The sequence below is a fragment of the Flavobacterium aquariorum genome, from assembly GCF_003254745.1.
In the GTDB taxonomy this organism is placed as follows: domain Bacteria; phylum Bacteroidota; class Bacteroidia; order Flavobacteriales; family Flavobacteriaceae; genus Flavobacterium; species Flavobacterium aquariorum.
Genome location: NZ_QKXH01000007.1, coordinates 183,582 through 208,898 on the forward strand (window position 1 = coordinate 183,582; position 25,317 = coordinate 208,898).

General features: G+C 31.2%; 16 protein-coding genes and 3 tRNA genes. 9 read left to right on the forward strand and 10 right to left on the reverse strand.

Translation table 11 applies throughout. The features are described from left to right. Window positions 1-15 precede the first annotated feature (15 nt). Together DOS84_RS12315 and DOS84_RS12320 are read left to right on the forward strand one after the other, a co-directional pair. Window positions 16-1,284, forward strand: a complete 1,269-nt coding sequence (locus tag DOS84_RS12315; RefSeq protein ID WP_111410425.1) for a tetratricopeptide repeat protein — start codon at window positions 16-18, stop codon at window positions 1,282-1,284. 753 nt (window positions 1,285-2,037) lie between these two features. Then, window positions 2,038-3,102, forward strand: coding sequence for a tetratricopeptide repeat protein (locus tag DOS84_RS12320; protein ID WP_111410426.1), 1,065 nt, complete (start codon window positions 2,038-2,040; stop codon window positions 3,100-3,102). 58 nt (window positions 3,103-3,160) lie between these two features. Here DOS84_RS12320 and DOS84_RS12325 read toward each other — a convergent pair whose 3' ends face one another. Both DOS84_RS12325 and DOS84_RS12330 read right to left on the reverse strand, forming a co-directional pair. After that, the gene (locus DOS84_RS12325) at window positions 3,161-3,922 is read right to left on the reverse strand and encodes a C40 family peptidase (protein ID WP_111410427.1); all 762 of its coding nucleotides are present in this window, start codon (window positions 3,920-3,922) and stop codon (window positions 3,161-3,163) included. 104 nt (window positions 3,923-4,026) lie between these two features. Then, window positions 4,027-5,211 carry an acetyl-CoA C-acyltransferase gene (locus DOS84_RS12330; RefSeq protein WP_111410428.1) on the reverse strand — a complete coding sequence of 395 codons (1,185 nt, stop codon included), beginning with the start codon at window positions 5,209-5,211 and terminating at the stop codon, window positions 4,027-4,029. Window positions 5,212-5,728: 517 nt separating this feature from the next. Here DOS84_RS12330 and DOS84_RS12335 point away from each other — a divergent pair. The 4 genes from DOS84_RS12335 to DOS84_RS12350 all read left to right on the forward strand — a co-directional run bounded on the left by DOS84_RS12335 (window position 5,729) and on the right by DOS84_RS12350 (window position 7,640). Beyond that, window positions 5,729-5,812, forward strand: a tRNA-Ser gene (locus DOS84_RS12335). Window positions 5,813-5,890: 78 nt separating this feature from the next. Beyond that, window positions 5,891-5,965: transfer RNA gene (locus DOS84_RS12340), tRNA-Pro, on the forward strand. Between the two features lie 14 nt (window positions 5,966-5,979). After that, window positions 5,980-6,053: transfer RNA gene (locus DOS84_RS12345), tRNA-Arg, on the forward strand. 273 nt (window positions 6,054-6,326) lie between these two features. Then, window positions 6,327-7,640: a site-specific integrase gene (locus DOS84_RS12350; protein ID WP_111410429.1), complete on the forward strand. Its 1,314-nt coding sequence runs from the start codon at window positions 6,327-6,329 to the stop codon at window positions 7,638-7,640. Between the two features lie 448 nt (window positions 7,641-8,088). On the opposite strand, the gene DOS84_RS12360 is transcribed toward DOS84_RS12350, so the two are convergent. Continuing rightward, window positions 8,089-9,918 (reverse strand): UvrD-helicase domain-containing protein, encoded by a 1,830-nt coding sequence (locus DOS84_RS12360; RefSeq protein ID WP_111410430.1) that lies wholly within the window; start codon window positions 9,916-9,918, stop codon window positions 8,089-8,091. 4 nt (window positions 9,919-9,922) lie between these two features. Next, on the reverse strand, window positions 9,923-11,842 hold the full coding sequence (locus DOS84_RS12365; RefSeq protein WP_111410431.1) for an ATP-dependent nuclease: 1,920 nt from the start codon (window positions 11,840-11,842) through the stop codon (window positions 9,923-9,925). Window positions 11,843-12,258: 416 nt separating this feature from the next. Between DOS84_RS12365 and DOS84_RS12370 the strand changes: the two genes are divergently transcribed. Next, window positions 12,259-12,597, forward strand: coding sequence for a hypothetical protein (locus tag DOS84_RS12370; RefSeq protein ID WP_111410432.1), 339 nt, complete (start codon window positions 12,259-12,261; stop codon window positions 12,595-12,597). On the opposite strand, the gene DOS84_RS12375 is transcribed toward DOS84_RS12370, so the two are convergent. The 4 genes from DOS84_RS12375 to DOS84_RS12390 form a co-directional block, all read right to left on the reverse strand. Further along, the gene (locus DOS84_RS12375) at window positions 12,563-13,255 is read right to left on the reverse strand and encodes a hypothetical protein (protein ID WP_111410433.1); all 693 of its coding nucleotides are present in this window, start codon (window positions 13,253-13,255) and stop codon (window positions 12,563-12,565) included. The two genes, DOS84_RS12370 and DOS84_RS12375, sit on opposite strands and share 35 nt — an antisense overlap. Beyond that, complete coding sequence (locus tag DOS84_RS12380; protein WP_111410434.1) at window positions 13,209-19,682, reverse strand: ATP-binding protein; 6,474 nt, start codon at window positions 19,680-19,682, stop codon at window positions 13,209-13,211. The genes DOS84_RS12375 and DOS84_RS12380 overlap by 47 nt, the downstream gene beginning before the upstream one ends. A 146-nt stretch (window positions 19,683-19,828) precedes the next feature. Continuing rightward, complete coding sequence (locus DOS84_RS12385) at window positions 19,829-21,079, reverse strand: type II toxin-antitoxin system HipA family toxin (RefSeq protein ID WP_111410435.1); 1,251 nt, start codon at window positions 21,077-21,079, stop codon at window positions 19,829-19,831. 49 nt (window positions 21,080-21,128) lie between these two features. Beyond that, window positions 21,129-21,467: a helix-turn-helix domain-containing protein gene (locus tag DOS84_RS12390; protein ID WP_243636375.1), complete on the reverse strand. Its 339-nt coding sequence runs from the start codon at window positions 21,465-21,467 to the stop codon at window positions 21,129-21,131. A gap of 783 nt (window positions 21,468-22,250) precedes the next feature. Here DOS84_RS12390 and DOS84_RS12400 point away from each other — a divergent pair. Together DOS84_RS12400 and DOS84_RS19090 are read left to right on the forward strand one after the other, a co-directional pair. After that, window positions 22,251-22,904 carry a M15 family metallopeptidase gene (locus DOS84_RS12400; RefSeq protein ID WP_111410505.1) on the forward strand — a complete coding sequence of 218 codons (654 nt, stop codon included), beginning with the start codon at window positions 22,251-22,253 and terminating at the stop codon, window positions 22,902-22,904. Window positions 22,905-23,321: 417 nt separating this feature from the next. After that, entirely contained in the window at window positions 23,322-23,492 is a 171-nt protein-coding gene (locus DOS84_RS19090; RefSeq protein WP_165830431.1) for a hypothetical protein, read from the forward strand. A gap of 74 nt (window positions 23,493-23,566) precedes the next feature. On the opposite strand, the gene DOS84_RS12405 is transcribed toward DOS84_RS19090, so the two are convergent. Both DOS84_RS12405 and DOS84_RS12410 read right to left on the reverse strand, forming a co-directional pair. Next, window positions 23,567-24,133: a hypothetical protein gene (locus tag DOS84_RS12405; protein WP_111410436.1), complete on the reverse strand. Its 567-nt coding sequence runs from the start codon at window positions 24,131-24,133 to the stop codon at window positions 23,567-23,569. A 1-nt stretch (window position 24,134) separates the two neighbouring features. Next, a complete protein-coding gene (locus tag DOS84_RS12410) occupies window positions 24,135-25,316 on the reverse strand; it encodes a THUMP-like domain-containing protein (protein ID WP_111410437.1) in 1,182 nt (393 codons plus the stop codon). Window position 25,317 lies beyond the last annotated feature (1 nt).

Consider the following 25,317-nt stretch of genomic DNA (forward strand, 5'->3'; position numbering starts at 1 on the left):
ATAAAATAGATTAATATGAAAAGTAGATATGTAATAATAGCGTCAGCATTATTTTTATCAGTAGCAAGTATTGCTCAAAAAAATGAAATAAAAGCTGCTGAAAAAGCATTAAAAGCGGGCAAATCCGATGAGGCTATTACAATTTTAACAGGAGCAGAGTATTTGTCTGTAAATGCTCCTGATGCTGAAAAAGCACAATTCTTATTTGTAAAAGGAAATGCACATTTGGATTTGGCGAATAAAAATGTTGAGGCTGATAAGAATTTAAGTTTAGCAGCAAAAGCGTATCAAGAATTGTTAGAGGTTGAAAAAACTTCTGGAAAAGTAAAATATTCGACACAAGCTGCAACATCAATAGCTGAAATTAAAGGTAAATTAATTAATTCAGCTATTGAAGATACAAAAGCCAATAAGGATGCTGAAGGAGCTAAAAAGTTATATGAAGCATATTTATTAGAGAAAAAAGACACCATTAATCTTTATTATGCAGCGTCTACTTACGTAAATGCAAAAGATTATGATACGGCTCTTAAGCTTTACGAGGAGTTAAAAGTTCTAAACTATTCTGGAAAAGCTACTTATTATTATGCCGTTAATAAAGTAAATAATCAAGAAGATTTTTTTAATACTGCGGCCGATAGAGATCGCATGGTAAAAATGGGAACTCATGAAAAGCCAAGAACTGAAAATGTGCCTTCTAAAAGAGGTGAGATCTATAAAAATGTAGCCTTAATTTATGTGCAACAAGGAAAAATGGATTTAGCTAAAAAAGCAGTTTCTGATGCTAGAAAAGCAAATCCAGATGATACTTCGTTAATATTAACTGAGGCTAATTTGTATCTTGAGTCGAAAGATATGAATACTTACAAAAAGTTGATTTCTGAAGCATTAGAAAAAAATCCAAATGATGTAGATTTGATTTTTAATTTAGGTGTTGTTAGTGCCGGAGCGAAAAACTATGCTGAAGCTGAAAAATTCTATACTAAAGTTATGGAATTAGATCCAAAATACATTAATGCTTATATTAATATGGCAGCAATGAAATTGGATGACGAAAAAGTTATCATTGATGAGATGAATAAACTTGGTACTTCTGCTGATGATATGAAACGTTATAATGTGTTGAAAAAGAAAAGAGAAGACTTATTTAGAAGTACAATTCCGTATTTGGAGAAAGCGGTAGCATTAGATCCTAAAAATGTTGATGTAGCAAAAACATTGTTAAATGTATATAGTGCACTAGAAATGACTACAGAGTATAAAGCATTGAAAGCAAAAATGTAGTCTTCATTGAATAGTTATAAAAAATCCTGCTCGAGTATTCGATGCAGGATTTTTTATTTAATATGTTTTTCTTAAATGCTAAAATAGTAACAATTGGAATTTTTTTACCATATAAAACTAGTATAAGAAATATAAATAGATTTTAATAGGTTGTTATACTAGTTTTATATGGTAAAAAAACTCGTGAAATAAAAAAAATATTTTGGTTTTTATTGGGTAAGGTTATTATAGTGCAATAATAGCTTAAAATTGCATGATTTTTTTTTGAATAAAATCGAAAACAATACAGTTTGTCTTATTTAACGAAATCATTATCTTTTTGTTAAAATTTATTACTATTTTATTTGTGCAATCAAAAAAAAAAATTATTTTAGACCAAAATTATAAGTTTAGAAATCGATATAGTTAACGTAAAAGTTATGTAAACTAAGTATTGTTAATTGTTTAAAGATGAAATTTGTAATTCAAAAAACTAATTAAATTCAAATTGTGTAACCTAAAAATTATTTTAAATATGCCAAAAACTACTTTCTTGTAAAATGTTTGAAAAAAACATTTCTTTAGGGTTGAAACCTATTTTAGAATTTTAATCAACTATTATTTTAAATTGCATTTTAAACCCTTCTAATATTTATTTTACTTTTTTGTTTAGTAACTACTATAGTTTTTCTAAATGCAGAAGGAGTAAAATATAATTTTATACTAGTTTCTATAAAAAATAACCCCCTAATATTAACAACTAAACTTAACCTTATGAAAAGAAAATTTGTAATACTGTCAATAGTGTTATTGATAAATGCTGGTGTATTTGCACAAAAGGACCAAATAAAAGCTGCTCAGTCGGTTTTTGAAAGCGGAAAATCTCAAGATGCATTGGGGATTTTGAAAAAAATTGAATATTTAATTTACAATTCTACCGATGAAGAGAAGTCAGATTTCTATTTATTGAAAGGTAATATTTTAAAAGATTTAGCTTTAAAAAATATTGATATGGCCAATAATCTTTCCTTGGCAGCAGAGGCTTATCAAGAATTGATTAAAGCGGAAAATGAGGCAGGAAAGTATAAATATTCTTTACAAGCGAATACGGCTTTGAGAGAAATGAAAGCTACACTTGTCAATGGAGCGGCTGATGATTATAGGACGGGTAAATACAAAGAAAGTGCTGAGAAAAGTTATAAGGTCTATTTATTTGATAAAAAAGACACTTTGAATTTATTTAATGCAGCTTCTTCATCGATGACGGCTAAGGACTTTGATTCAGCAATAAAATATTATGAAGAATTAAAAAGAATTAATTATTCTGGAAAAGGGGTGATTTACTACGCTACAAATAAGAAGACAAAAGTAGAAGAAAGTTTTGCTTCTGCAGCCGTTAGGACAGCAAGTATTGCTGCAGGGTTTCATGAAAAACCTAGAGATGAGTTTTCGCCATCTAAAAAGTTGGAAATTAATAAAAATTTAGCTTTTATATATCTTGAAAAAAATGATGCAGTTAAAGCGGAAATTTGTTATAATAAAGTTTTAGAGTTAGATCCAAATTATATTGATGCATATATTAATTTAACGTATGTTAAATTGGAGTCTAAAAAGGCTTTAGTTGATCAGATGGCAGCTTTGGGCAATACTCCAAAAGAAATGGAGCTTTATGATCAGTTGAAAAATAAAAAAGATGATTTGGTAAGAAGTGTGATTCCATATCTTAAAAAAGCATTGGTTATTGAGCCTAAAAATCAAGATGTTTTGAAGTCACTTTTAGGCGTTTATAGGTCTTTGGATATGACTAATGAATACAATTCATTAAAAGCAAGTATGTAGCTTTGTGAGAATAACAATTATATAAAAAAAATGCTAGAAAATATTTCTAGCATTTTTTTTATATAATTTTTTTAATTACTCTTAATTTATGAGTGTGTTTGTTAATTTCAGCATTGTAAATTCCTAAATGGTCTAGTCTGTCAATTCTTACCTTTCCGCTTGCGTGAACAATATAGTTATTTTCCATTATTATTCCCACATGGATTATATTTCCTTCGTCATTGTCAAAAAAAGCTAAATCACCAGGTTCACTTTCTTCAATAAAACTTAATGCTTCCCCTTGTGTGGCTTGTTGCGATGCATCTCGCAATAATTTATAGCCATTGAGTTTGTAAACCATTTGCGTAAAACCGGAACAATCTATTCCAAAAGGTGTTTTTCCTCCCCATAAATAGGGCGCACTTAAATACATGAAAGCAGAATTTAGTATATTATTTTTTGGTTTTATTCCGCTTATTTTTGTTCCTTCGAAATCAAAATTATTGATATTGATTTCTGGACAGCTTAAAAAAGATAAGGAAGCTCCAAGTGGAATGGGAATCAATAAATTGGAAGGTGCTATAATGTATTCTATCAAATCGCCATTAAGGATAATTGCGTCAGACGAAAGTTGGTTGAAGCAAGATTCTGTAATAGGTTGAAATTGTTTGGTATCTATCCAGCCTTCGTATTCATCATATTGCATTTTTATATAAGACCATTGTTTATGTTGTTCCAAAACTTCAAAATGTTCTCCAAATAAGACCTGAGAAACAATTTCACTTTTATCACTAGCTTCGGCGCGAAGTGGAATCATGGCTAAATTACAAATCCCAAACATTTATATAAATTAGAAATTAAAATAATACGAATCAAAAAATATCTGTAAAAATAGTAATTTTCAATTCGTATTATTTAATAATTGTATTTTATTTAAAGTGATATTTATGAAATGTTTCTTTCAATAACAAAGGCAGAAGCGCCACCGCCACCGTTACAAATAGCAGCTGCTCCATATTTTGCATTATTTTGTTTTAAAACATTTAATAATGTAACAATTATTCTAGCACCTGAACAACCAAGAGGATGTCCTAATGATACGGCTCCGCCATTAACATTTACTTTTTGATTATCTAATCCAAGTATTTTTGAATTAGCTAATCCAACAACTGAAAAAGCTTCGTTAAATTCAAAATAATCAATTTCGTCCAAAGTTAAATTGGCTTTTGTTAACGCTTTAGGTAACGCTTTTGCAGGACTCGTCGTAAACCATTTTGGTTCTTGGGCAGCATCTGCATAACCTCTTATGTAAGCTAAAGGTTTTAAACCTAAAGAAATTGCTTTTTCTTCACTCATTAAAATAACTGCTGCTGCACCATCATTTATAGTTGATGCATTCGCTGCGGTAACGGTTCCGTCTTTCGTGAATACTGCATTTAGTGAAGGTATTTTTTCAAGCGAAACGTTAGTGAACTCTTCATCTTTTGAAATGATTATTGAGTCGCCTTTTCTTTGAGGAACGGCTACAGGAACTATTTCGTTATCAAATTTTCCTTCACTCCAAGCTTTAGCAGAGCGTTCGTAAGATTGAATTGCAAAATTATCTTGTTCTTCTCTTGATATTTTATATTCTGTGGCACAGAGGTCAGCAGCAACACCCATGGCACTATTGTCATACGCATCTGTTAAGCCATCTTTTTGCATTCCGTCAACCATTGTACTGGGTCCGAATTTAGTTCCGCTTCTCAAATGCATATAATGAGGAATCAAACTCATATTTTCCATTCCGCCGGCAACTACAATTTCGGCGTCTCCACATTGAATAGCTTGCGATCCCAACATTAGGGCTTTCATTCCAGAAGCACATACTTTATTAACAGTTGTACATACAACATTATTCGAAAGGCCCGCATAAATTGCAGCTTGACGTGCTGGAGCTTGACCTACGCCAGCTTGCACGACATTACCCATAAAAACTTCGTCAACTAAATTTGGATCTAATTGTATTTTTTCTAACGCACCTTTAATAGCTATTGCTCCTAATTTGGGTGCGGCAATTGTAGATAATCCTCCCATAAAACTGCCGATAGGTGTTCTAACAGCAGAAACGATAACAACTCTTTTGCTCATGTTTATTATATGTTGATTTATTATAGCAAATTTAAACTTATTTTGTAAAATTCAAATTTTTAATGAATTTAAATTGGGATATATTTAACGAATCTCTGTTTTTGCGTTGATTTTTGTTTAATTTACTAATAAATGACTTTTCTATTTTGAAGTGTACATTATTTCAATTTGAAAATTTTACATTACTATGTTTCAGGCTTCTTTATTGCTAGATATGAATGTTTATTTTTTGTTGCAATTTTAGTGTACAGTAAAAGAAGTAAATCATAATATTGGGACGATAGGAGGTTTAATTAATATTCAAAAGCAATTTAGTGATGTTGTATTAACAACAACAGTTTGTTTTGGGTTTTTAATTGGAAAAAGTAATTTTTTGAACGATAGTTATATCTTTGATAGTGAAGTCATTTGAATAAATAGTAGAGAAATATGAAAAAAAAGTTCTAAAATAGTTGTGAGAAACGTAAACATGTCTTAAGTTTGCAACCGCAAAACAGGACACGTTTCCTGAGGTTTTGGAGAGGTGCCAGAGCGGTAATGGAGCAGATTGCTAATCTGTCGACGGGTAACCGTCGCCAGGGTTCGAGTCCCTGTCTCTCCGCAAGTTATTTGTGATTAAGAATCATAGCGAGATTCGATATTTTATTATATTTTCATAAATAAATTGATAATTTTTTTTCGGGGTGTAGCGTAGCTCGGTTATCGCGCCTGCTTTGGGAGCAGGAGGCCGCAGGTTCGAATCCTGCCACCCCGACTAATAAGAATAATGGACGCATAGCTCAGCTGGATAGAGCACCTGCCTTCTAAGCAGGCGGTCGAAGGTTCGAATCCTTCTGCGTTCACTTAAACCAATTTTTAAGTTCATTAAAAATTGGTTAAAACACAGGAAACCCGCACTTTACAAAGATGCGGGTTTTTTTATTCTTCATTTTTATTTTCAAAAACACTCATTATTGCACGAAATTTTATGGCTGATTTGTGGCATTTTACTTTGTCAAAAAAAGCTGCCACAAAAATCTCTTTAACTTGTTGCTGGTCAACATGTAAAGGTGGTTAACGACTTGATTTTGGGATATTATAATTCGACCTTTATTAACTTATTAAATTGTTGAATTATGTTAGAAAACAGTTTTGGAATTATCTTCTTTTTGAAGAGTTCTTCAAAAAGTACCAATGAAAGATTTATTTATCTGAGAATTACTGTAAATGGTGTGCCTAAAGAAACCTCTACTAAACGAAAGTGGAATGTAAACAGATGGGAGCAGAAAACAGGACGAGCAACAGGAAATAAGGAAGATGCTAAAGCTTTAAATTTCTTTTTATATTCTCTGGAAATGAAAATAAGAAAGTTTGCAGAACAACTTTCTGAAAAGCAGGAATCTCTTAGTAGCATAAAGTTGATTAATTTTGTTTTAGGAAAAACCAAGCAGAAAACAACCGTGCTTCAGGAATTTCAGCTTCATAACGATCAAATGCTTGCTTTAGTGAAAAGGGGGGAGTATGCTATCGGAACTCATGTACGTTTTGAAATATCAAAAAAACATGTTAAAGATTTTATGGGGTATAAATATGGCGTAGAGGACATGGAGTTTAACGAGCTTAATTTTGAGTTTGTAAAAGAATATGAATTTTATCTTAAGACGGTAAAGAAAAATGCTAATAATACAGCACTTAAATACATTACTAATTTTAAGAAAATTGTTCTTATTGCAATGGATAAGGAATTTCTTGTTACAGATCCTTTTAAGCGGTTTAAATGTAAAAAGGTAAAGGTGTCGAAAAAACCTCTAGCAGGTTTTGAATTGTCACTGCTGGAGAAGCACAAGTTTTCTACAGCTCGTTTAGGTGTAGTTAGAGATGTTTTTGTTTTTCAATGTTATACCGGTCTTGCATATATTGATGCTTTTAATCTTAAGCAATCAGATATAAAAGAAGGTGTTGATGGGGAACAATGGATTTTAACAGAAAGACAAAAGACAGGAAGTCCGATTAACATTCCTTTACTTCCAAAGGCAGTTGAAATTGTTGAGCGATATAAAAATCATCCTCTCTGTATTGAAAGAGATTCAGTACTTCCAGTGAGTTCAAATCAGAAAATGAATGAGTATCTTAAAGAAATAGCAGATTTATGTGGTATTACAAGTACGTTAAATACCCATAAAGCCAGAAGAACCTTTGGGAGTACGGTAACACTGAATAATAATGTGCCAATCCACATCGTGAAAGAAATGCTGGGACATCAATCAGTTAGCCAAACTGAGCAGTATGCTCTTACTGAACAGATTTCTATCGGGCGTGAAATGACGGGGCTAAAACAAAGACTGGCAGATAAGGAAGATGTTTCAGGTAAAGTGACTTTACAAACAATTGAGAGGATGGAAAAAGAGTTACGTGATATGAAGGAAAAGCTAGCCTTATTAAAGTCATGATTATAAAAAAGGTAGTAGCTCCAAAAGTTTACAGCGATAAATATTTCTTAACAGATTACTGTTATATACATTGTACTATAAGCAATACATTTTTTGACAGAGGTCAAATTGAAATGGTATCTACTTTCTCTGAATTAGTACATAACTATTTCAAGGGAGAAATAAATGTACTGTGCTAGCACAGAAGTTTGGATGATGATTTTGATGAGATTGTACTGAGCGCATAGTTAATATGAATAATAACTAGCTGGCCCAAGAATACTCATTAAAAACTGCACAAAATCTCAAGACTCTTTGCGGAATTTTTTAGATTATTTGAATAAACGGTTGATGATGCTGAAGGTTTTAGTTCTCTTTAAAAATGGTTAAATGCATTTTTAATTTTAGGATGCAGATCAACTTTATGGACGTTTCATTTTTAGATAATTAGCTTGTACCTTTTAAATTTCTATGGATTAAGAGCAGATATTATGGGCACTGGGATGGATTGTATTAAAACGTCTGCACCAAATTTTTGTATCAGTTCATCATCGGAAATGCTGTCAGGAAATGCCATAGCCAGCAGATGCTGCGGTCTGGAGCAGGCAACATAGATTATCCTTTGCTTTTCACTTGGAAATGTAGTTGTCTGGTTAAAATCCTTGAACGTAATACTTTCCTTGCCGCTAACCCTATCAAAAAAGCACAACATGGCATCCATAGTACTGCCCTTAACCTGATGTACGGTTGTAATAGGAATATTTGTCTTTTTAGAAGCGGGTTTATTAAAATAGTTATCTACTGGTTCTTTTTTCAAGTCTTTCATAGTAAACCCATCCATTCTTTGCTTAAAAGTAAAAGCTTCCGAAGCATCAACACCGAATTTATCAGTAAACGCTTTCAAACAAAGTGTTGTCCAATCTTGTAAAGAATTTGATGTGGCTGGTAATTGATGGAAAAAAATCAATAGTAATGAATTAAAATTTGAATCTGTTTTTCTTTCATTAAGTAATTCCTGCCTGTCATTATATGGGAGTTTTGGATGTTCTAAAATTGTAACTATAGCTCGTATCTCATTAATGGCATTCCTAACAAGCCCTGACTGAAAGTGAAAAATAGCTTTTAATATCAATACTGGAATAAATGTTTTCCACGGATTAATATCAGTTGTATTTCCGGTCACTTTATCCTTAAGGGTGTTCCCTCGTACTACCACATGGCAATTTAAAAGTCCATGATCGATACATTTTTGTTCAAAATGCTCCAAGATGTCCTTAGGGTTTGTGTCATTATACTTATAGACAATGATGGGTAACTTTCTGTCCTCGACTCCAAGAGAGTTTATTTTTGGATCTTTGGCAGTTCTCATTATACTAAAGCAGTCTATAATACGCTGCACGGATCTCCTGTTCTCATTTAAAGGCAGCCCATTCCATCCAGCTGCAGTATACTTCGCCGTAAAAAGAGCAGGTTTTGCACTTCTCCATTCGTAAAGGCTCTGGTAAGGATCCCCTATCATCTCTATATTGGAAAGACCTAAAGATACCAGTACATTAAATATTTCATGCTGAATATCAGAGTTATCCTGCGCTTCATCAATCAGCATGTATGGAAATCTTTGGATCAGCAAGTGTCCAATCCGCGGGATATCTCTTAACAAGGTTAGTGCAAAAAAGGCACTGTCAAGGTTTGAAATTAGGCCTTTCTTTTTTTTGATTTTCATAATTGCTGCGCCGTAAGCCTGAAAATCTGCATCAGCAACATTTTTTGGTACAGTTCCTTTAAAGCTATATCTTCCCGCGGCATCTATCCATACAGCACTTGGTGCATACGAGCGTGCAAGCTGACTGCCATTTGTTGTTATGAATCCTCGTATTTCTGGTGAAAAAGCTTCCTGCTGTTTCCCATCCTTTAAATAATATACTTTACAGATACTATCAATTTGTTCTGCACTCTCAGCTATTTTTGGCCTTAGGCAGCCTGTCTCAAGCAGATAGAAAAAAGGTAAGGTTATGTAAGTATTTACAAAACTGTCAAGTGTAGATACTAAATGCGGGTATTCCAATTGATCACTATAAGATTTGCGGTACTTGTCAAGTATTTCGTCTTTGGCATTGTTTGTAAAAGAAAGACAGGCAATGCCGGAATACTTTCCGTAAGTATCCAGACATTCTTTTTTCAACAGGGAAAGTTTGTGTACAAGGCATGTCGTTTTTCCGCTTCCAGGACAGGCACTCAGGATAATTTTTCCCCTTGCATCAAAATAAGCCTTTCGCTCTACAGTTATGTCAATTGTCATTGAATTAGTTTTTCAAGTGGTTAAATGCCTTAACTATGTATGGCGGTACTACAAATGAAGTTTTTGCTTCGGCAATATTTTCGATTATATAAAGTGCAAAATCCTGTGCAAATACGGCCTTGCCCGGCATGCACTTCCACATAAGGATAGCTAATTTTTCCTGCTCCTGCTTACTAAAATTTGACTTTAGGGAGCTTAGGTACGTATCCATATGAACAACAGGATCTGGACAGTTTGCCTTTAAATATTTGTAAAGGAAATTATTTTGCAGAGCGGCGAGATGGTCAGGAATATTACTGTAGCAAAGATCATATTCAAGAGTCTGAAATGCTACATTTACACTAATATTCGTTTGTTTATTTGCCACCGATTCCAGATTTTTTATACGGTTACGAGTATTTGGCGCAATTAAAGATGTGTGGAGCGCTATATGGTTTCTATAGCTATCTGCAACAAGATTATCAATATTGTATTCCTTCTCTTTTGATTGCGGGAACCGATCATCATCAGTAACTATAGCTATCTTTTTAGGAAGCTTCTTTTTGTTATCAGTGCTGTTGAATAAGAACATAAAAGGATAAAAAGATATCCCTCCGACATTCACCATTTCGATACTATAATCTTCTAGGTTAAAACCTTCGACGTTACAGAATGCGGACAGCAGCAGTTCTTCCGAAATTCCCTCTACGAAAAGACAAGATTTTGCAAAAAACAATTGGGATTTTGTGACGTCTATATAGCGCTGTAACTGCTTCATTTTAAAATTTATATCATCCTGTAGAAGTGGTTTTTTTTTGGATGTATCCTGAATAATTTTTTCGGAGTCACGTTCCTTAAAAATCTCTTCAACAGTATAAGCATCACTATCCAAAACAATAAGATTGGAGAAAGGCACTTTTGAAGTGAGTGTCGGTGAGTGGGTTGTAATAAAGAGCTGGCTGTTTTCAGAACTGTTGGATTCTTTCAGGAAATTGTACAGGCTCAACTGAAGCTGGGGATGTATATGTGCTTCCGGTTCTTCGATTAACAAAGAAAAATGAGGAATCGGATCCTCTTTAATACGTTCTTTGATATCTCCCAGTACGGTAGCTATATAGATAAGGTTGTTGAATCCCAAGCTATTCTGCATCAGGTTGAAACCCTCGTCCGAACCGGTTTTCATATCATGAGGGAGGTAGGGCTTAATGACATTTACGATATATTCGATTCTTGACTGTTCAACATGCAGACCGATCTGGTTATTATTGGTATTCTTATAAATACTTTTTAAATTGCTGTTTATATTGTCCCTTGTTTCCTGTACTTCTGGTCTTTTTAATAACTTATCATTGGCTTCTTTGATAATTTCTTTAAATTTTTCTTCCGTTTTCTTCTGTTCTACAAGCCGTTTGATAACCTTACCCAATAAATTTCCTCTTGTAGTCAAAAGGTCTCTTGTGCTGTCACGTATAGCACTCAAATAGTAGTGCTGGAAGAGCTGAAAGGTATTATAATCGGCTTTTTGGCCTTCAATAATTCCAGTAAAAAATGAAAATTTTGGATTGTGTTTATCCTTTTTGTAACGCAGTTCTATCCTCGCGTAATCGTTTTTACTATTGACAGGGTCAATTACCATATATTCATAGAATGCACCTTGCTGCTGCGGGCTTAATCCCCGGAATTCGTAACTTATGCTTATAAGATCACTTGTATTTATTAGTAGTGCTCCTGCTGCATCAATTGAAATAGTTTCATGAAAATCTTCATTGGAAACGGTAAGTTCCCTGATCGGTTCGCCGATATTATATAAAAGACGTATAGCGTCAATAAGTGCTGACTTACGTGCGCCATTTTCTCCGATAATAACATTAATTTTTGAAGAAAAATTGACCTCAAGGTGGCCTATGCCTTTATAGTTGTTGATGGTAATTTTTGATAAATACATCTAAAATTCTATTAATTGGTTTTGCTTACTTCTAATTCTACTCTAGGGAACAATACTAAAAAAGTTTGATTCCATTTATTTAATTCCTTCAATATTTTATAAAAAAATGATTACGAAATGCAATATACGTTATCTTGATTTATCTTTTAACAATGATTGTAAAAAAACGTATTATACTTGATTTATATTTAAATCAAAAAAATAAATTTAGTGAAAGGAGTAGGAAGATTTAAGATTTCAATTGCAGTTTGGAATTCAAAAGATTGCAAAAAGGAAAAAGTCAGGGAAGCGGAAAAGTAGGTGTAGATTCAAAGATTGAATGAATTGCAGAAAAGTGCCTTGAAACAGCCTTTGAAAGAAGTCCGTAAGTTTAATACCTTAACTTTTTGTGACAAAAAAGGTATCCCCTCCAAAAGTTGGTAACCATCATATATGCCAAAGCATCAGATTACCATATTGGCGCCTTTGCAAAATTTATTTCCATAGATCAAAAAGATGCCGCTCTTAAACCTAAGAATATTTCAATGGAACAAGCTGCATCTATTCTTCTTGTTGAACTTACAGCGTGTAAGGTCCTGATGGGAAGGGCAAAAATTACTCATGGCAAAAAAAAAAATCTTTATTCAGGCTGGCTTAGGCTAAAGAGCTACTTTACCTTTGTATATAAAACCGCTCCATGTATCGGTAGCAGAATGGATATCATTTGGATTATTAATTGTTTCATCGAATCAAGATTGTGTTTTTTAGCTTTTTAAGTTCTTGTTTTTGTTGCTCAATCAATTCTTCCATTTCATCAAAAATCAATTTATATTTTTCATCTACCGATAAACTTTCAATTTTCGATTCATAATTATTAAAGTCATAAACTCCCGAACTATCATTTGACCAAGTTATCATTTCAAAATGTTGCAAAAAATCTTTTTCTTCATCACTAAGAAAATCTTTATTCTCTATAAACCAATCACTCGTTTTTGATAATAAATCTTTATTTAAATTTGTACTAATGACGGTTAAGAATAGCTTTTCAGTATTATTTTTTACCAAATCAACAAAAGTAGCCCATTCATTATTACTAGGTAAATGTCTATATTCAAGCCAATTTGGAAGAAATGAAAGGTCATCCTTTTTAAATACTTTTAATAATTCAATTATTGGTTTTAAATCCTCCAGTGGTTGTCGCATAGGTAGATTCTCTTTTTGTGACCATACTTTTAAAATTATATCACAACATTCTTTTTGCAATTTTTTCTTTTCTTGTTCAGATTTACATTTTTCTACGTTCTGAATTAATTCAGCCAGATAATGAACCATCCATCTAGCCAAAGTATTTACAGTATACTCAAGTTTTAATTCTTCTATTAGGCGCTTACCCAATTTTATAATTTCTTCCTCTGATTGTTTTAACTGTGCCATCTGGTGTTATTAAATATATTTTAGTATTTGTGTTTTTATCAAATGAAGATTCATCTTCATCGACAGCATGTTGATTTCTATTTCGATATTTTTTTTCTTCGAGTTGTCTATTTATATGACATTCAATTATAAGAGAACTGTTAATGACGGATAAGTATTTGAGAAGAAAACTTATTTTTACCTGCAATGTTCCAGCATAAGTTTCTAAATTAGTGTCGTATCGGCGATATCTTTCTTCAGTAACATCATACCAATTTTTATAAATTGAAATTTTTTGATTTTCATAGTATGCTTCTTTGTTATTTTCTGAAAATGTAATATCAAATATTTTGCAAATCTCCTTGCCTAAAATCACATAATCTTTGCCAAAAGTGGCTGTTTCCGGATCATGAGAATCTAAACCTTCAAAATGCGAACTTATTTGACGCAACCAACCTTTATATTTAAAATCACTATAGTTTATTTTAGAGCGTTCTTCATTTTCGAATGGTACATTATAATCGTATCTATTTTTTGCAGTTTGAAATGCTGCTAATAATGCTTGGGCACCTTTTTGTGAAACTAATGCTGATTTTATTGATACAGTTTCACGGTTTTCACCAATGTACTTAGAAACATAAGAATATGGAGTAAGATAACCTGTTTCTTGAAAATTAGTTAAGCCGACTTCAGTATCAAAATCTTCTTCATTTATATTATCTCTCCAATTAGAATCAAATTCATCATATTTGTATTGCCAATATTTTTTTTCTAAAGGTAAAGAATCCCTCAAGTCTGATTGCCAAACATTGCTCCAGATATTTCCTTCTGAATTCAACCATTCTTTCCATGACTCGTACATGTTTTTTTTAAGCAATGGTTTAGTTTCTAACAAATCGTTTGCTGCACAAAACATAGCGTGATATTCATAATATGTTTCATGATTTTCTATTACACATTGACTACCTTTTCTATTATCAAACAAGCCATAATCATTATCATTTTTAAATTTTCCAAGGTGATTTTCATATAGGTTATCAATAACTCCCCATTTCTCTACTATATATTTTTCAGCAATTACAGCAACCTCTTCGCCAGAAATATTAAAATGACTACCTACACCGCTGTACCAGTAAGGTATTGTATCCATTCTATCAAAAGAGAAACGCCATTTGTAATTTTCAAGTTCAGATATTTTTTCATATTTAGGAAAGTATTTCTTTTGTTCGCCATTCTTTTTTAATTTTGATTTCAGACTTTTTTTAATGGCTAAGTTTTCATCATCTGTATAAATTTTATTATCAAAAGAATAAAGATTAAGACATGTTCTTCTTATAAAATATTTGATTAGTAAGTGAGGTAACTCTATATTAAATAACTCTGTATAAAATTGATCTTTAAAATTGATTAATTGTTCAGGTACTTCTGAACTTAATCTTTCAATAGCTATCCACAAATATAATTTTGCCGACATCCAATAATGTGGGTAATTTTTATCTTGAAAAGGAATACAACCTTTATTGTTTTGATTTTGAAGTAAAATTTGTAAAATTTCTACGTTTCCAAAATTCACTAATCTTCTTATACTGTGAATTGCTCGCCATCGCATTCGTTTGTCAGGATTGGCCAAAACAAACATTAAAACTCCTGCAATAATTTCATTATTGTTTATGGGAGGTAATAAATTATTGTTCCATGGGCCATCTGCTATTTCAGGCTTAATTTTAGCATTCCATCTTTTCAGTACCCATGAAAGAACATTTTCATTTTCTTCGATAGTCAGTCTGTTTTTGATTAATTCAATAGTACCGTAAATCGATTCGTATGTCATTAAATCGATTTTCTCAGGTAATATACTTACTATATGTTCTGTAAGTGTAATGTCATCTACGGAAAACATATTGGCAAACTGTTGTACTTTCCAAAGGCTCAAACGATAACCATCGTCAAAATGTTCAAACCAGTTGAGTAATACGTATTTAAAATTAGCTTTTTTCCATTTTTTGACGCCAGGATGTATGTCCCATTCTTCGAGCCTTTCTTTTAATATATTCTCAAAGTAATCGGATTCTAAAAGTTGAGAACTAATATCAACCAAGGCATCTAAATGTGCGACATACTGAGATGGTGAACATTTGGCTTTTATGTCTTTAAATAAGTTTTCAATTTTCCATCTATTATGGTAGTCGTTTGCATTGATTAAAACTTGCTGTAAGGCAGATTCCAACTCGTTAGTTGATGTAAGATCAAGATTGTCAATGCTTATATTATGTGGATAATCAGTAATTGAAAAGTCATTTATAGAATTTGATTCTTGCTTTTTCTCAGTGATGCTTTCTTGAAAATCCAGATATTCTTTAATTCTATTAATTATTTCAGGTTTTATAAATTTACCTGTTTTAATTTCATCGTATATTACTTGAATTACGCTATCACTTTTTGATAGTTCATTATCCCTAAAAATTCTTTGCACAAATTGTGACTTGTTTTCAATATCTCGATTTTCATCAAACTTTGAAAGGACTAATTTATAAAGTTTGATCTGATTGTCATTATAATGATAATAATTATCAAGTGGAATTAATGATCCCGCAACAATGTGATCGATAAAACCTTTTTCTAATGCATTTGTTATTAATTCTGGGATGAAGTCTTCAAGTTTTATAATACCTCGATCATGCCATCTACAAATAGTTGTAAAAGCCGATGGTATATCAATTTCTAAGATAGACTTTAAACCCTCTTTATATGGAAAATGATCAGTATCATAATAAGAAAGTTTAATGTGACAGAATTCAATAAACCGCGCCAAATAATAAGCTAATTCAGGATTAGGATGTTTAATTCCGATTTCTGTAAAGCTGCTGATAGCCCTTATTTGTGACATAGCTTCATAATCTATATCAGAAACAGATTCTATTGCTTTGTTAAAATAATACGTACCCGTTTCAATATCTATTTTATTACCATATATACTGCATTTTATATAGTCATCCGTAATTTCTTTTGCACCACTATTACTATCAATAAGTATAGAATCTATTTCGGATAATATTTTTAAAGAAAATTCATTATAGCCATCTAATATTGTAATTATTTTAAGTGCATTAAATCGCTGAGTTAGTTTTGAAGTAATGTTTTGAGTGTTTATAAATATCTCTTCAATTAATGGAATAGAATCAGGAAAATGAATAGCAATCTCAAATAATAAATCAGAGAAGTATTGGGTTCTTTCAAAGCTCCAGTGTCTATTATATCTTTTAAATTCATAATCATTTCCCAGATTTTTACAAATTTGATAGAATTTTGTTAGACAATCCTCGTCGGTTTTAAAATTGCCTAATTTATCAATTTTTAGATGGTGGATTTGTAATGCATATTTAAAAAAGCTCTCAAATTCATTCTTATCGTTTTCAACTGAATTTCTTTCTTTATAATCTTTGATTTTAGCTAAGTCAATAAATTTTTCAGGTAAAATTTCTTTTACGTTTTTAACTTTTCCATTTAAAGCAGCTGTCAGTGTCTCTATTCTTATAGCAAGATTTACCGCTGATGAGCCTTCACCATCATAGTATTTACTAGTAAAATGAGGAACACGGTCAGGGAGTTTATACTTAATTAACGAGAGGATATTTAATATTTCTGCAATATCAAGACTTTTATAATGGAGAAGTATGTTACAATAGTCAACAATTAAGAGATTAAAATTTAGAGGGAGTTTAATATTTCTCTGTAAAATTCTTAACAAAATATAAGCTAATTCAGTTAAATCAAAATCAATTTTCTTTTTACAACTGAATAGCCTACAAACAATGAAGATTTTTACATCAATTCGTAAGTTGCAATTTAGCCATTTTTCTAACTGTGTGTCAGTGCTCATAGATAGAATGTTATCGGCTAAATATCTACCTGCAGATAATAGTGTACTTTTTGGACTCCACCTATTAATCGAGTTAAAAGCATTTTCAGCTCCATATATTCTTAGTATAGCTTCTGTCTCATACGCAATATCTATATTTGAAATTCTGTAGTTTCCGTAATCTTCTTTTGCTACAGAGGCGTGCTTCCAATTCAACCATTTTTTTGCAGTATTTAAGTGCTTTATAGCAATTTTTCTTTGATCAGGTTGTCTAGAATATATACCGGCAAGCTTTAAATGAAATGATCCTGCCCATGTTTTCTCTTCTGATTTGAAGTTTAGTCTTGCTAATGATGATTCATTTCCAAACTGTGTAACCAAATCGGGATATTGGATTAAAAGTTCAGTTAATGATTTGTCAGTATTAGATTCTTCAGCCGCAATCATAAGCAGTTTAAAATAAGTCAAATTATCGTCATCTGAAGAACTGACTTTCATTGATAGTTTAGTTCTATTTATATAAACCTCTTTGTTCCGGATAGGATCTAGTGGTACAGATAAAAAACTTCTTTCTAAAACAATATTTTTTAATTTTTCTTTTTCTTCTGCAATGAATAAAATATTGCCTAATCCAATTGATGCATAATCATCTTTTTCAGCTTTTTTGATAAATAATTGAGCAATAACTTTTAATTCATTTATACTTGCTGAATATTTATTACGAATATGGTTTTCAAAATCTTCATCTCGAAAATTAAAATGATTATTTTCACAAATCAGTCCATGCCAAATATCAGTAGCTAAATCACCTAAAAAACCTTCTGACATTGCAGATACCTCTTGTAAATAATTTATTGGAACCGGTCTAGGTAGGGTTATTAAATATTTAAAAAAAATATCAATTTTTTTCTTTCCATTTTTACCGATCCTTTTTGTTGCTTCAATTATTTTTTCTTCAATAATATCTTCTACTTTTTTTCCATTGGGTTTTAAATAATTGATTACTTCATTAATTCCTTTACTTTTTAAATCTATTGAATAAGATTGAACACGAGGAATACCGCCAGTTAAGTTGTGAAAATCATTAATTTCAGTTTCAGTACTACTAGGATAACTATATTTTAGAAATTGTTCAGATTCTGATAAGATGAATGGTTGTAATTCTATATCTACATATTTATCCGGAAGTCCTAAAGTTGCTTTTCTATATGATCTTGTAGTTACAATTATATTGCAAGAACTCGGTAAGTTTATATTTAGCAAATCCGAAACGAAACTTTTTTCATCATTTTTTTGAGCAGCTGTAATACTATTATCAGCTGCATCAATTATAATTGTAAGGAATGCTTTTTCATTTCTAGATTTTAAAATTCCGATTGCAGAAACTATTCTTTTTTTTAATTCTTTAATATAAACTTCATCAGATTCGTTATGAACGATTAAGAACTCTGTCCCTAATCTTTTAGCAATTTCATTTGATATATGTTGTAATGCATATTTATGTAAGTGTCTTTTATCATCGGCGTCTAGATATGCACCAGCACCATAACAATCAAATACGATACATTCTGAATAAGAAGGTAAATTATTCTCTATTTGTTTTGTAATAGTAGATTTTCCAATTCCAGCGACACCGTGAATACAAATAGGTAAACCAGATTTATTAGTCCCTATTTTTTCTATTATTTCATCAAGCTGTTCTCTTTTTATATTATTTTTTAATTTTTCAAAACTTTGGGTAACTGGAAATAAGTTTTCTACACTACCATTGTTGAATCCTAGATTTGCAATGATATCGACATAGGTAATTTTTGTATTCTCTTTTGATTCCGGCATCATTTTATTCCAAATCAATTTGTATAAACTATTAAATTGATTTTTAGAAGTAACACTAGTATTGCTTATCGCTATAATGAGTCCCTGTTCCAGCTCATTCCTAGAATTCTCACCACATTCACTAAAATCAAGAAGCTTCAGGAAACCAAGAAACTCTATCTTTGATAGGTTTGTAGCCTTGAATATTGATTTAAAAGATTCCTTGTAAATTTTTATTGTTTTGTTAAAATTTTCAAAGGAGATTGATTTTTTATTGGCTAATAATTCCTGAGAATCTTCGATCAATTTTATCTGCGATTTATTGAAAGATCGATTACTGATAAGTTTTATTTGTACTTTTTTTAAAACCAATTCTTCTCCGAACTCATCAATTAACGTTTTGTAAATTGTTGAGAATCTATGAATTATTGATCCATCAGTATTTCCACTTTTTTTGCCTTTATATAATTCAGAAAAATTAATATTTTGTTTTATTCTTCTTGTACTGTATTTTAGTTGAGAAATAATTATTTTTTCTGCCTCTATGAACTTTTCTCCACCATAGTATTCTAATAAATCTACTCCTAGCAATTTTTCACCTGTTGCATCAATTTTTGTTGCTAAATTTTGCTCAACTCCTTCAATGTAAATTGCTTTTAGACCATTATCATCAAAATTTAATAAATTTAAGGATTTTTTTAAAGTCCATAATACATGGAAATCATCACCGGCATTAGATTCTGGTGCTTCTGAAATAGTTTTAACGTCTCTCATTAAATCATTTTTAAGTTCTTTTTAAATGATTTAATGACTTCTCAAACTTCAATGTTTCTATATATCTCCTAAATTCTTTCATAGCTTGATAGTTTTTTTGGATTTTTTAATATTTTCTTGAATCATAATTAGACTTGTTAAACTTTCTAAATGTTGAACGCTTTTACCATTAGTTCCTGTTCAGTTCTAGGAATCCCTATTTCTTTAGCTATAGTTTTCCAGTTGCTTGTTGCCTTCAAAACTTCTTCTATAATGGTTTCCATTTGTTGTTTGTTTAGACGAAAATATTCACCAACACTTTTTGCTAATTCGAAATCAAGGTCATTATTATCGGTATCTATGTTTAAAGCTAAACCGTCTTTGTCAATTGATGGATTAAGGTCATATGCAGGTGAGAGTATCCAACCTTCTTTTGTTAGTATAAAACCGTGATTTCTTAAATGGTCGTCTGTATTGGAAATAGCAATATTGAAGATTATTCTGCGCCATAGCTGATGTAAATTAGCTTCTATGTTTGCGCCGTAATTGCTAATAAATTCAGCGATGTCCAAGTAACTTGCGTGATTGTCACGAATTGTATCTTCATTATTAGCCGTCATTGTCATTGCAGAAGCAAAATGTATTCTTTCTCCGTTTTCTCGGTCAAAACGTTTTGTGAAAAAAGTATGGTAGTTACCCATTATTTTTTCTATTCGGCATGGTGCCATTTCTATTCCGGCATTTATTGCTAGCTGATAGGCTAAGAATTCCCAGGCAGCTTTATCTGTTGTATCTGTTTTAGATGGGAATTTGGCAATCCAAAGACTTTTATCAGCGTCTAAGACATTGGCTTTTGGTCTTGCTCCGCCTAATGAGGAACCTGGTGCCATTAAAACGGATAACCATTTTTTTACCTCATCATTATCCTCATCATTTTCAAAATTAGCAGCTGCGTTTTGCAACACACGAATGGATGACCATGGTGGAGTAGACGCTGTTTTATTGTTGTCCAGAAAATCTCCATCGGGATCTGTTTTAAAACGTAATGCTCCCATACGGCTTTCATCGTATACTCCTAAAAGAAAATCAATATCGTACAGCGTTTTAGGTTTTTCATTATTTTCTCTTGCTAACTGTGCTTCTCTACGTTTCATTAGTGTTCGTCCCCAAGTGTCGGGCATACTATCTAGGAATATGCCAAAATTTTCTTTTTGATTTGGGTATTGTGGACCACCGTATAATTGAATATCCGGGTCGAGTATAAATTTTTGTTCTGATTTAAGCCACTCTTTATCATATTCAAAGCTGAATGCTTTTTTACCTTTGGCTTGTTGTGCTGATAGGATACCAATGATTTTTGATTCGGACATTTCTTTCCAGTGTGCGTAAACGTATATGTCTGTTTTGTTGGTGGACATTATGAATAGTTATCTTTTTTAATTATTAGAGTTTGTTATGTTGACACTATTATTTTAATAGTTCAAGATCCTGAAGTTTTCTTCCAAGTTCATCATCTGAAGCGAGTTTAAGAAAATCATCCTGAAGCCCTAATACTCTTAGTACATTAAAATAAGCACCAATAGCAACACTAGGATTGCCTTTTTCTATTTGATATAAAGTAGTCCTAACTATATCTGCTCTTTCTGCTACCTGAACAGCAGTTAGCTTTCTTCTTTTCCTGGCAAGCTTTATGTTTTCGCCCATCTGTTCTAACGTGATTTGGTGCTTAGGAAAAACGGTTTGTTTTTTTCTGTTCATACTATTGATATGTTCATTATTATGAACAAAAATAATGTTTATGTTCATAATAACAAACATTATTATATGTTTTTATTTTTTAGAAGTTAAAGCTATATGATCTTTTAGGACTATTTATAGTAATTGTTTTCTTTAAGAATTATTGTTTTTACTATCTCCTAGATCTTCATTTCTCTTATCATCAATTTCTTTTTCATATGCAATCAAATTAAACATTTCCCGCAATCTACTTCTACCATGATTTCCATAAACATTCTCAATTCACTTGCTGATAGATTGTCATTATATGCATTTTAATTTTTATTTGTGAAGATATCGTAACGACTTAATAGAGTTTCTGCCATTACATTGCACTCATTTCCGTAGTATTTTAGGTTATTGCAGTTCAATAAAGACTTTATTGACAAATTGAAATTTGCCTAAAAGATTCGAACCTACACGTTTGAGCCTAGTAATTTTAAGCGTTTTTAAAATTTACATTTCAAATTGCCACGAATTTGCCCTAAAAATTTCATATGTTTTGAAAATGATTAAATTAATCTGTTCATTATTAGTATGTTGAAAAATAGAAATATAAATTGAAGTGTATTGCTTAATACCCTGTATTTATAGGGGTTTAGATTGCATAAGCGCTGAAGTTTAGTTATTTATGTCTTAGGGTTAATAATTTAAATTTGTAAAATAATTATGCCTTTTCTTACAAGGGATCGCGGGTTCGGAAACTTCTGCGTTCACAAAAAAGCCTCTATTTTAGGGGCTTTTTTTGTTTTTAAATGGTTTTACTTTTTTAATCCTTTTAAATTTTCCTACTTTTATGAAAATTTATTAGCTATGACTTCTTATTGTAAGCCTCTATTCGTTTTTCTTTTTCTTCTGAGCCTAATTAACTGTAATTCACAAATAATTTCAAATGTATCGGCAGCTAAGGTGAATGTAAATGATACTACTTTTGTGAATTTAAAAGACTTTAGTCAAGATTTTATATACGATATGAAGTACGCTACAAATGACAATTTTTTGAAATCTAAAGTATATGATTGTGCCGAATGTTATTTGCGTTATAAAACTGTAAAAGCGCTGATTTTGGCCAATGAAAGATTTATGAAGAAAGGTTTTAAAATAAAACTTTATGATTGTTATCGACCTTTGGATATTCAAAAAAAAATGTGGGCGATAGTTCCGGATCCACAATATGTAGCTAACCCAAGTAAAGGTTCAATCCATAATAGAGGAGGGGCTGCAGATATCACGTTGGTTGATTTCGAAGGTAAAGAATTGGACATGGGAACTTCTTTTGATTTTTTCGGAAAAGAAGCTAGTCATGGCTATCGTGGTTTTTCGAAAGAAATTTTAAATAATAGGAATCTGCTGAGAAAGGTTATGGTTAAGGAACATTTTAATTCTTTTGATTCTGAATGGTGGCACTATAATTTGAAAGCTGGTTTAAATGACAGGGTTTCCAATTTTAAATGGGAATGCAAATAGGTTCATTTATTATTCTAAATTTTTTCTTTTTTTACTTCAAAAAAAATTTTTTATTGTGTTCTTACACTTTAGGAGTTACAAAAAGAGCTATTTAAATAGCTCTTTTTCTTGTTGAAATTTAATTATATTAACTATCTAAAGGCTTGTTAGTTGTCTTTTTTTTATCAGAATTAGCTTTAAAATAGATGTAAAACATGTACTTTATCGATTATATTGTTGTTTAATTGATTTATATTTTACTTTCGCGCTCTAAATCATTTAAAAACAATGATTTAAAATTCGGATAAGTTAACCCCTATATTGGATTCAATTGAGAGCAAAAAAATGCTTTTAACTTCAGTTTTTGATTCATTATAAAATTAAAGTAATGATTATGTTTAATTTTATATATAAGATCAAGAGAATATAAATCGTTAGATGAAAAGGATATTACAGAATAGTTTTTTTAAATGTATTGGACCGGAAAATAGATCAGGAATTACATTTGTTGAAGTGGTTGTTGTCGGATTACTAGTTCCATTGGTAGTGCGAAATGTGAAAAATTATGTTATCAATATTGATAAGCAAAGTGATAATCAAGAGAATTAGAATGTATAAAAAAAACATTTTCAAGTGAGTTAAGAATCATTTGAAAATGTTTTTTTATTTTGACTAGAAGATATTTATTCGATGCAACGTAAGTTGTCCATAAAATAAGTTTCCGGATGGTATACTTTTCCGTCTAGTTCAGCTATAAATTCTTTTTTGAATATAATATCTTCAATGTCAGTGAGGTATTTTATTCGCATTAAGGAAACTGGAGATGTTTTTAAGTCGTCATAGTTCTCTTTTGTAAACATAAAAATTCCGGACTTCACCCTATTGTCAAAGCCTTTGTCATCTCGTATCATAGTACCGCAATTTTCTTGGTCTATATGCAAAAGAGTAACAATTTTTCCATTTTGAAGTTGCAAAAATATTTTTGAATCTTTGTCAAAACAGTTTGCTTTTACGAATTCTTTACTTTTTTGTATTAATTGTAAGGTTAGCGTTGGTAGTCCGTCTGTTAAAGCTAAAGAATAAAAAATGTAATTGGAATTCCCTCCAAAAACCTTTTCACTAATTAAGTATTCTTTTGTGGATTTGTAGGTTCCAAGAGAATCTGTAACATTTGAAGCGTATTCGCAAGGTTTCTGAGCAAAAATATTAAAACTTAAAAAGCATAAGGCTGTAACAAGTATGTGTTTCATTTTATTTTATTTTGGTGCAAATTAAAACAATTTTAGTGTTATTTTGATCGGTTGTAAAAAAACAATATAAATCTCCGCCCTCTTTTATTTTCCATTTTTTTCGGATGCTTTCAACCGAATCTAAAAAATTTCGTGTAGTAATATTGGCTTTCTGATTTTCTAAATATTGTTTCATATCACTTTTGTTATAAGCAATACAATTTTTAATTTCAAAAATTCTGCCTGGAAATTTTTTTTGCTCATCTGAGGTATATAAATGGGAATGTTTATGCAATTTATTCAATCCATAAAAAAGGCCTACTTGGTCAAATCCTCCTGATTTCATTATAGAGCTATTGGGTTCGTAGAGATATTTTTGTGGTAAACTATAAGAAGGCTGTTCATGAATTTCATTTAAAATAAATTCAAATGTTTCTGTTTTGTCATTTAAAATATTTACAGTTTTAATAATAACAGATTCATTATAGTCTTTATTTAACTCCCACAATAATTCCTTTACTTCATTTTCAACAGCGATTATATGTATGGATTTGACATGGTTTAACTCATTAATACCTGCTGTGATGTCCAATATTGGAGCCGTTTTTAGTAAGATTGAATTTGATTTTTTAAAATAAAATTCTAAATTTTCGGGCACATTAGGTAAGCAATCTTTTAGCATGAATACTTTTCCTTTGCTTTCATTTCTTCTGGAAGGATCTATGTAAATCCAATCCCATTTGGTATTTGTTTTTGATAATGTTTCAAAACTATCGCCTACATAACAAATAATGTTATTGCTATTTAATTGCTTGCAGTTGTGTTGAACAATGCTGGACAATTCAGCATTAATTTCACAATGCGCTATGTTTTTTATTTTTTTAGAAAAATAGTAATCATCGATACCAAATCCTCCTGTTAAATCTATTAAATTGTCACCCGAAACAATTGAGCTTTTATAGAAAGCCGTCTTTTCGGAAGAAGTTTGTTCAACGGATATTTTACTTGGATAAATGATATTTTGAGTGGAAAACCAAGTTGGCAGTTTGTCTTTTGCCTTTGATTTTGCGGCAATTTGATTTATAATTGAAATCCATTCCACGGTAGGAAATGGATTTTTTTGAAGAGCCAATTTTGAAATGGAGGCTCCAATATTTAAATCAATAAATTCTTGAATTTTAGAGTCTAAAATGTCTAGGTTCAAT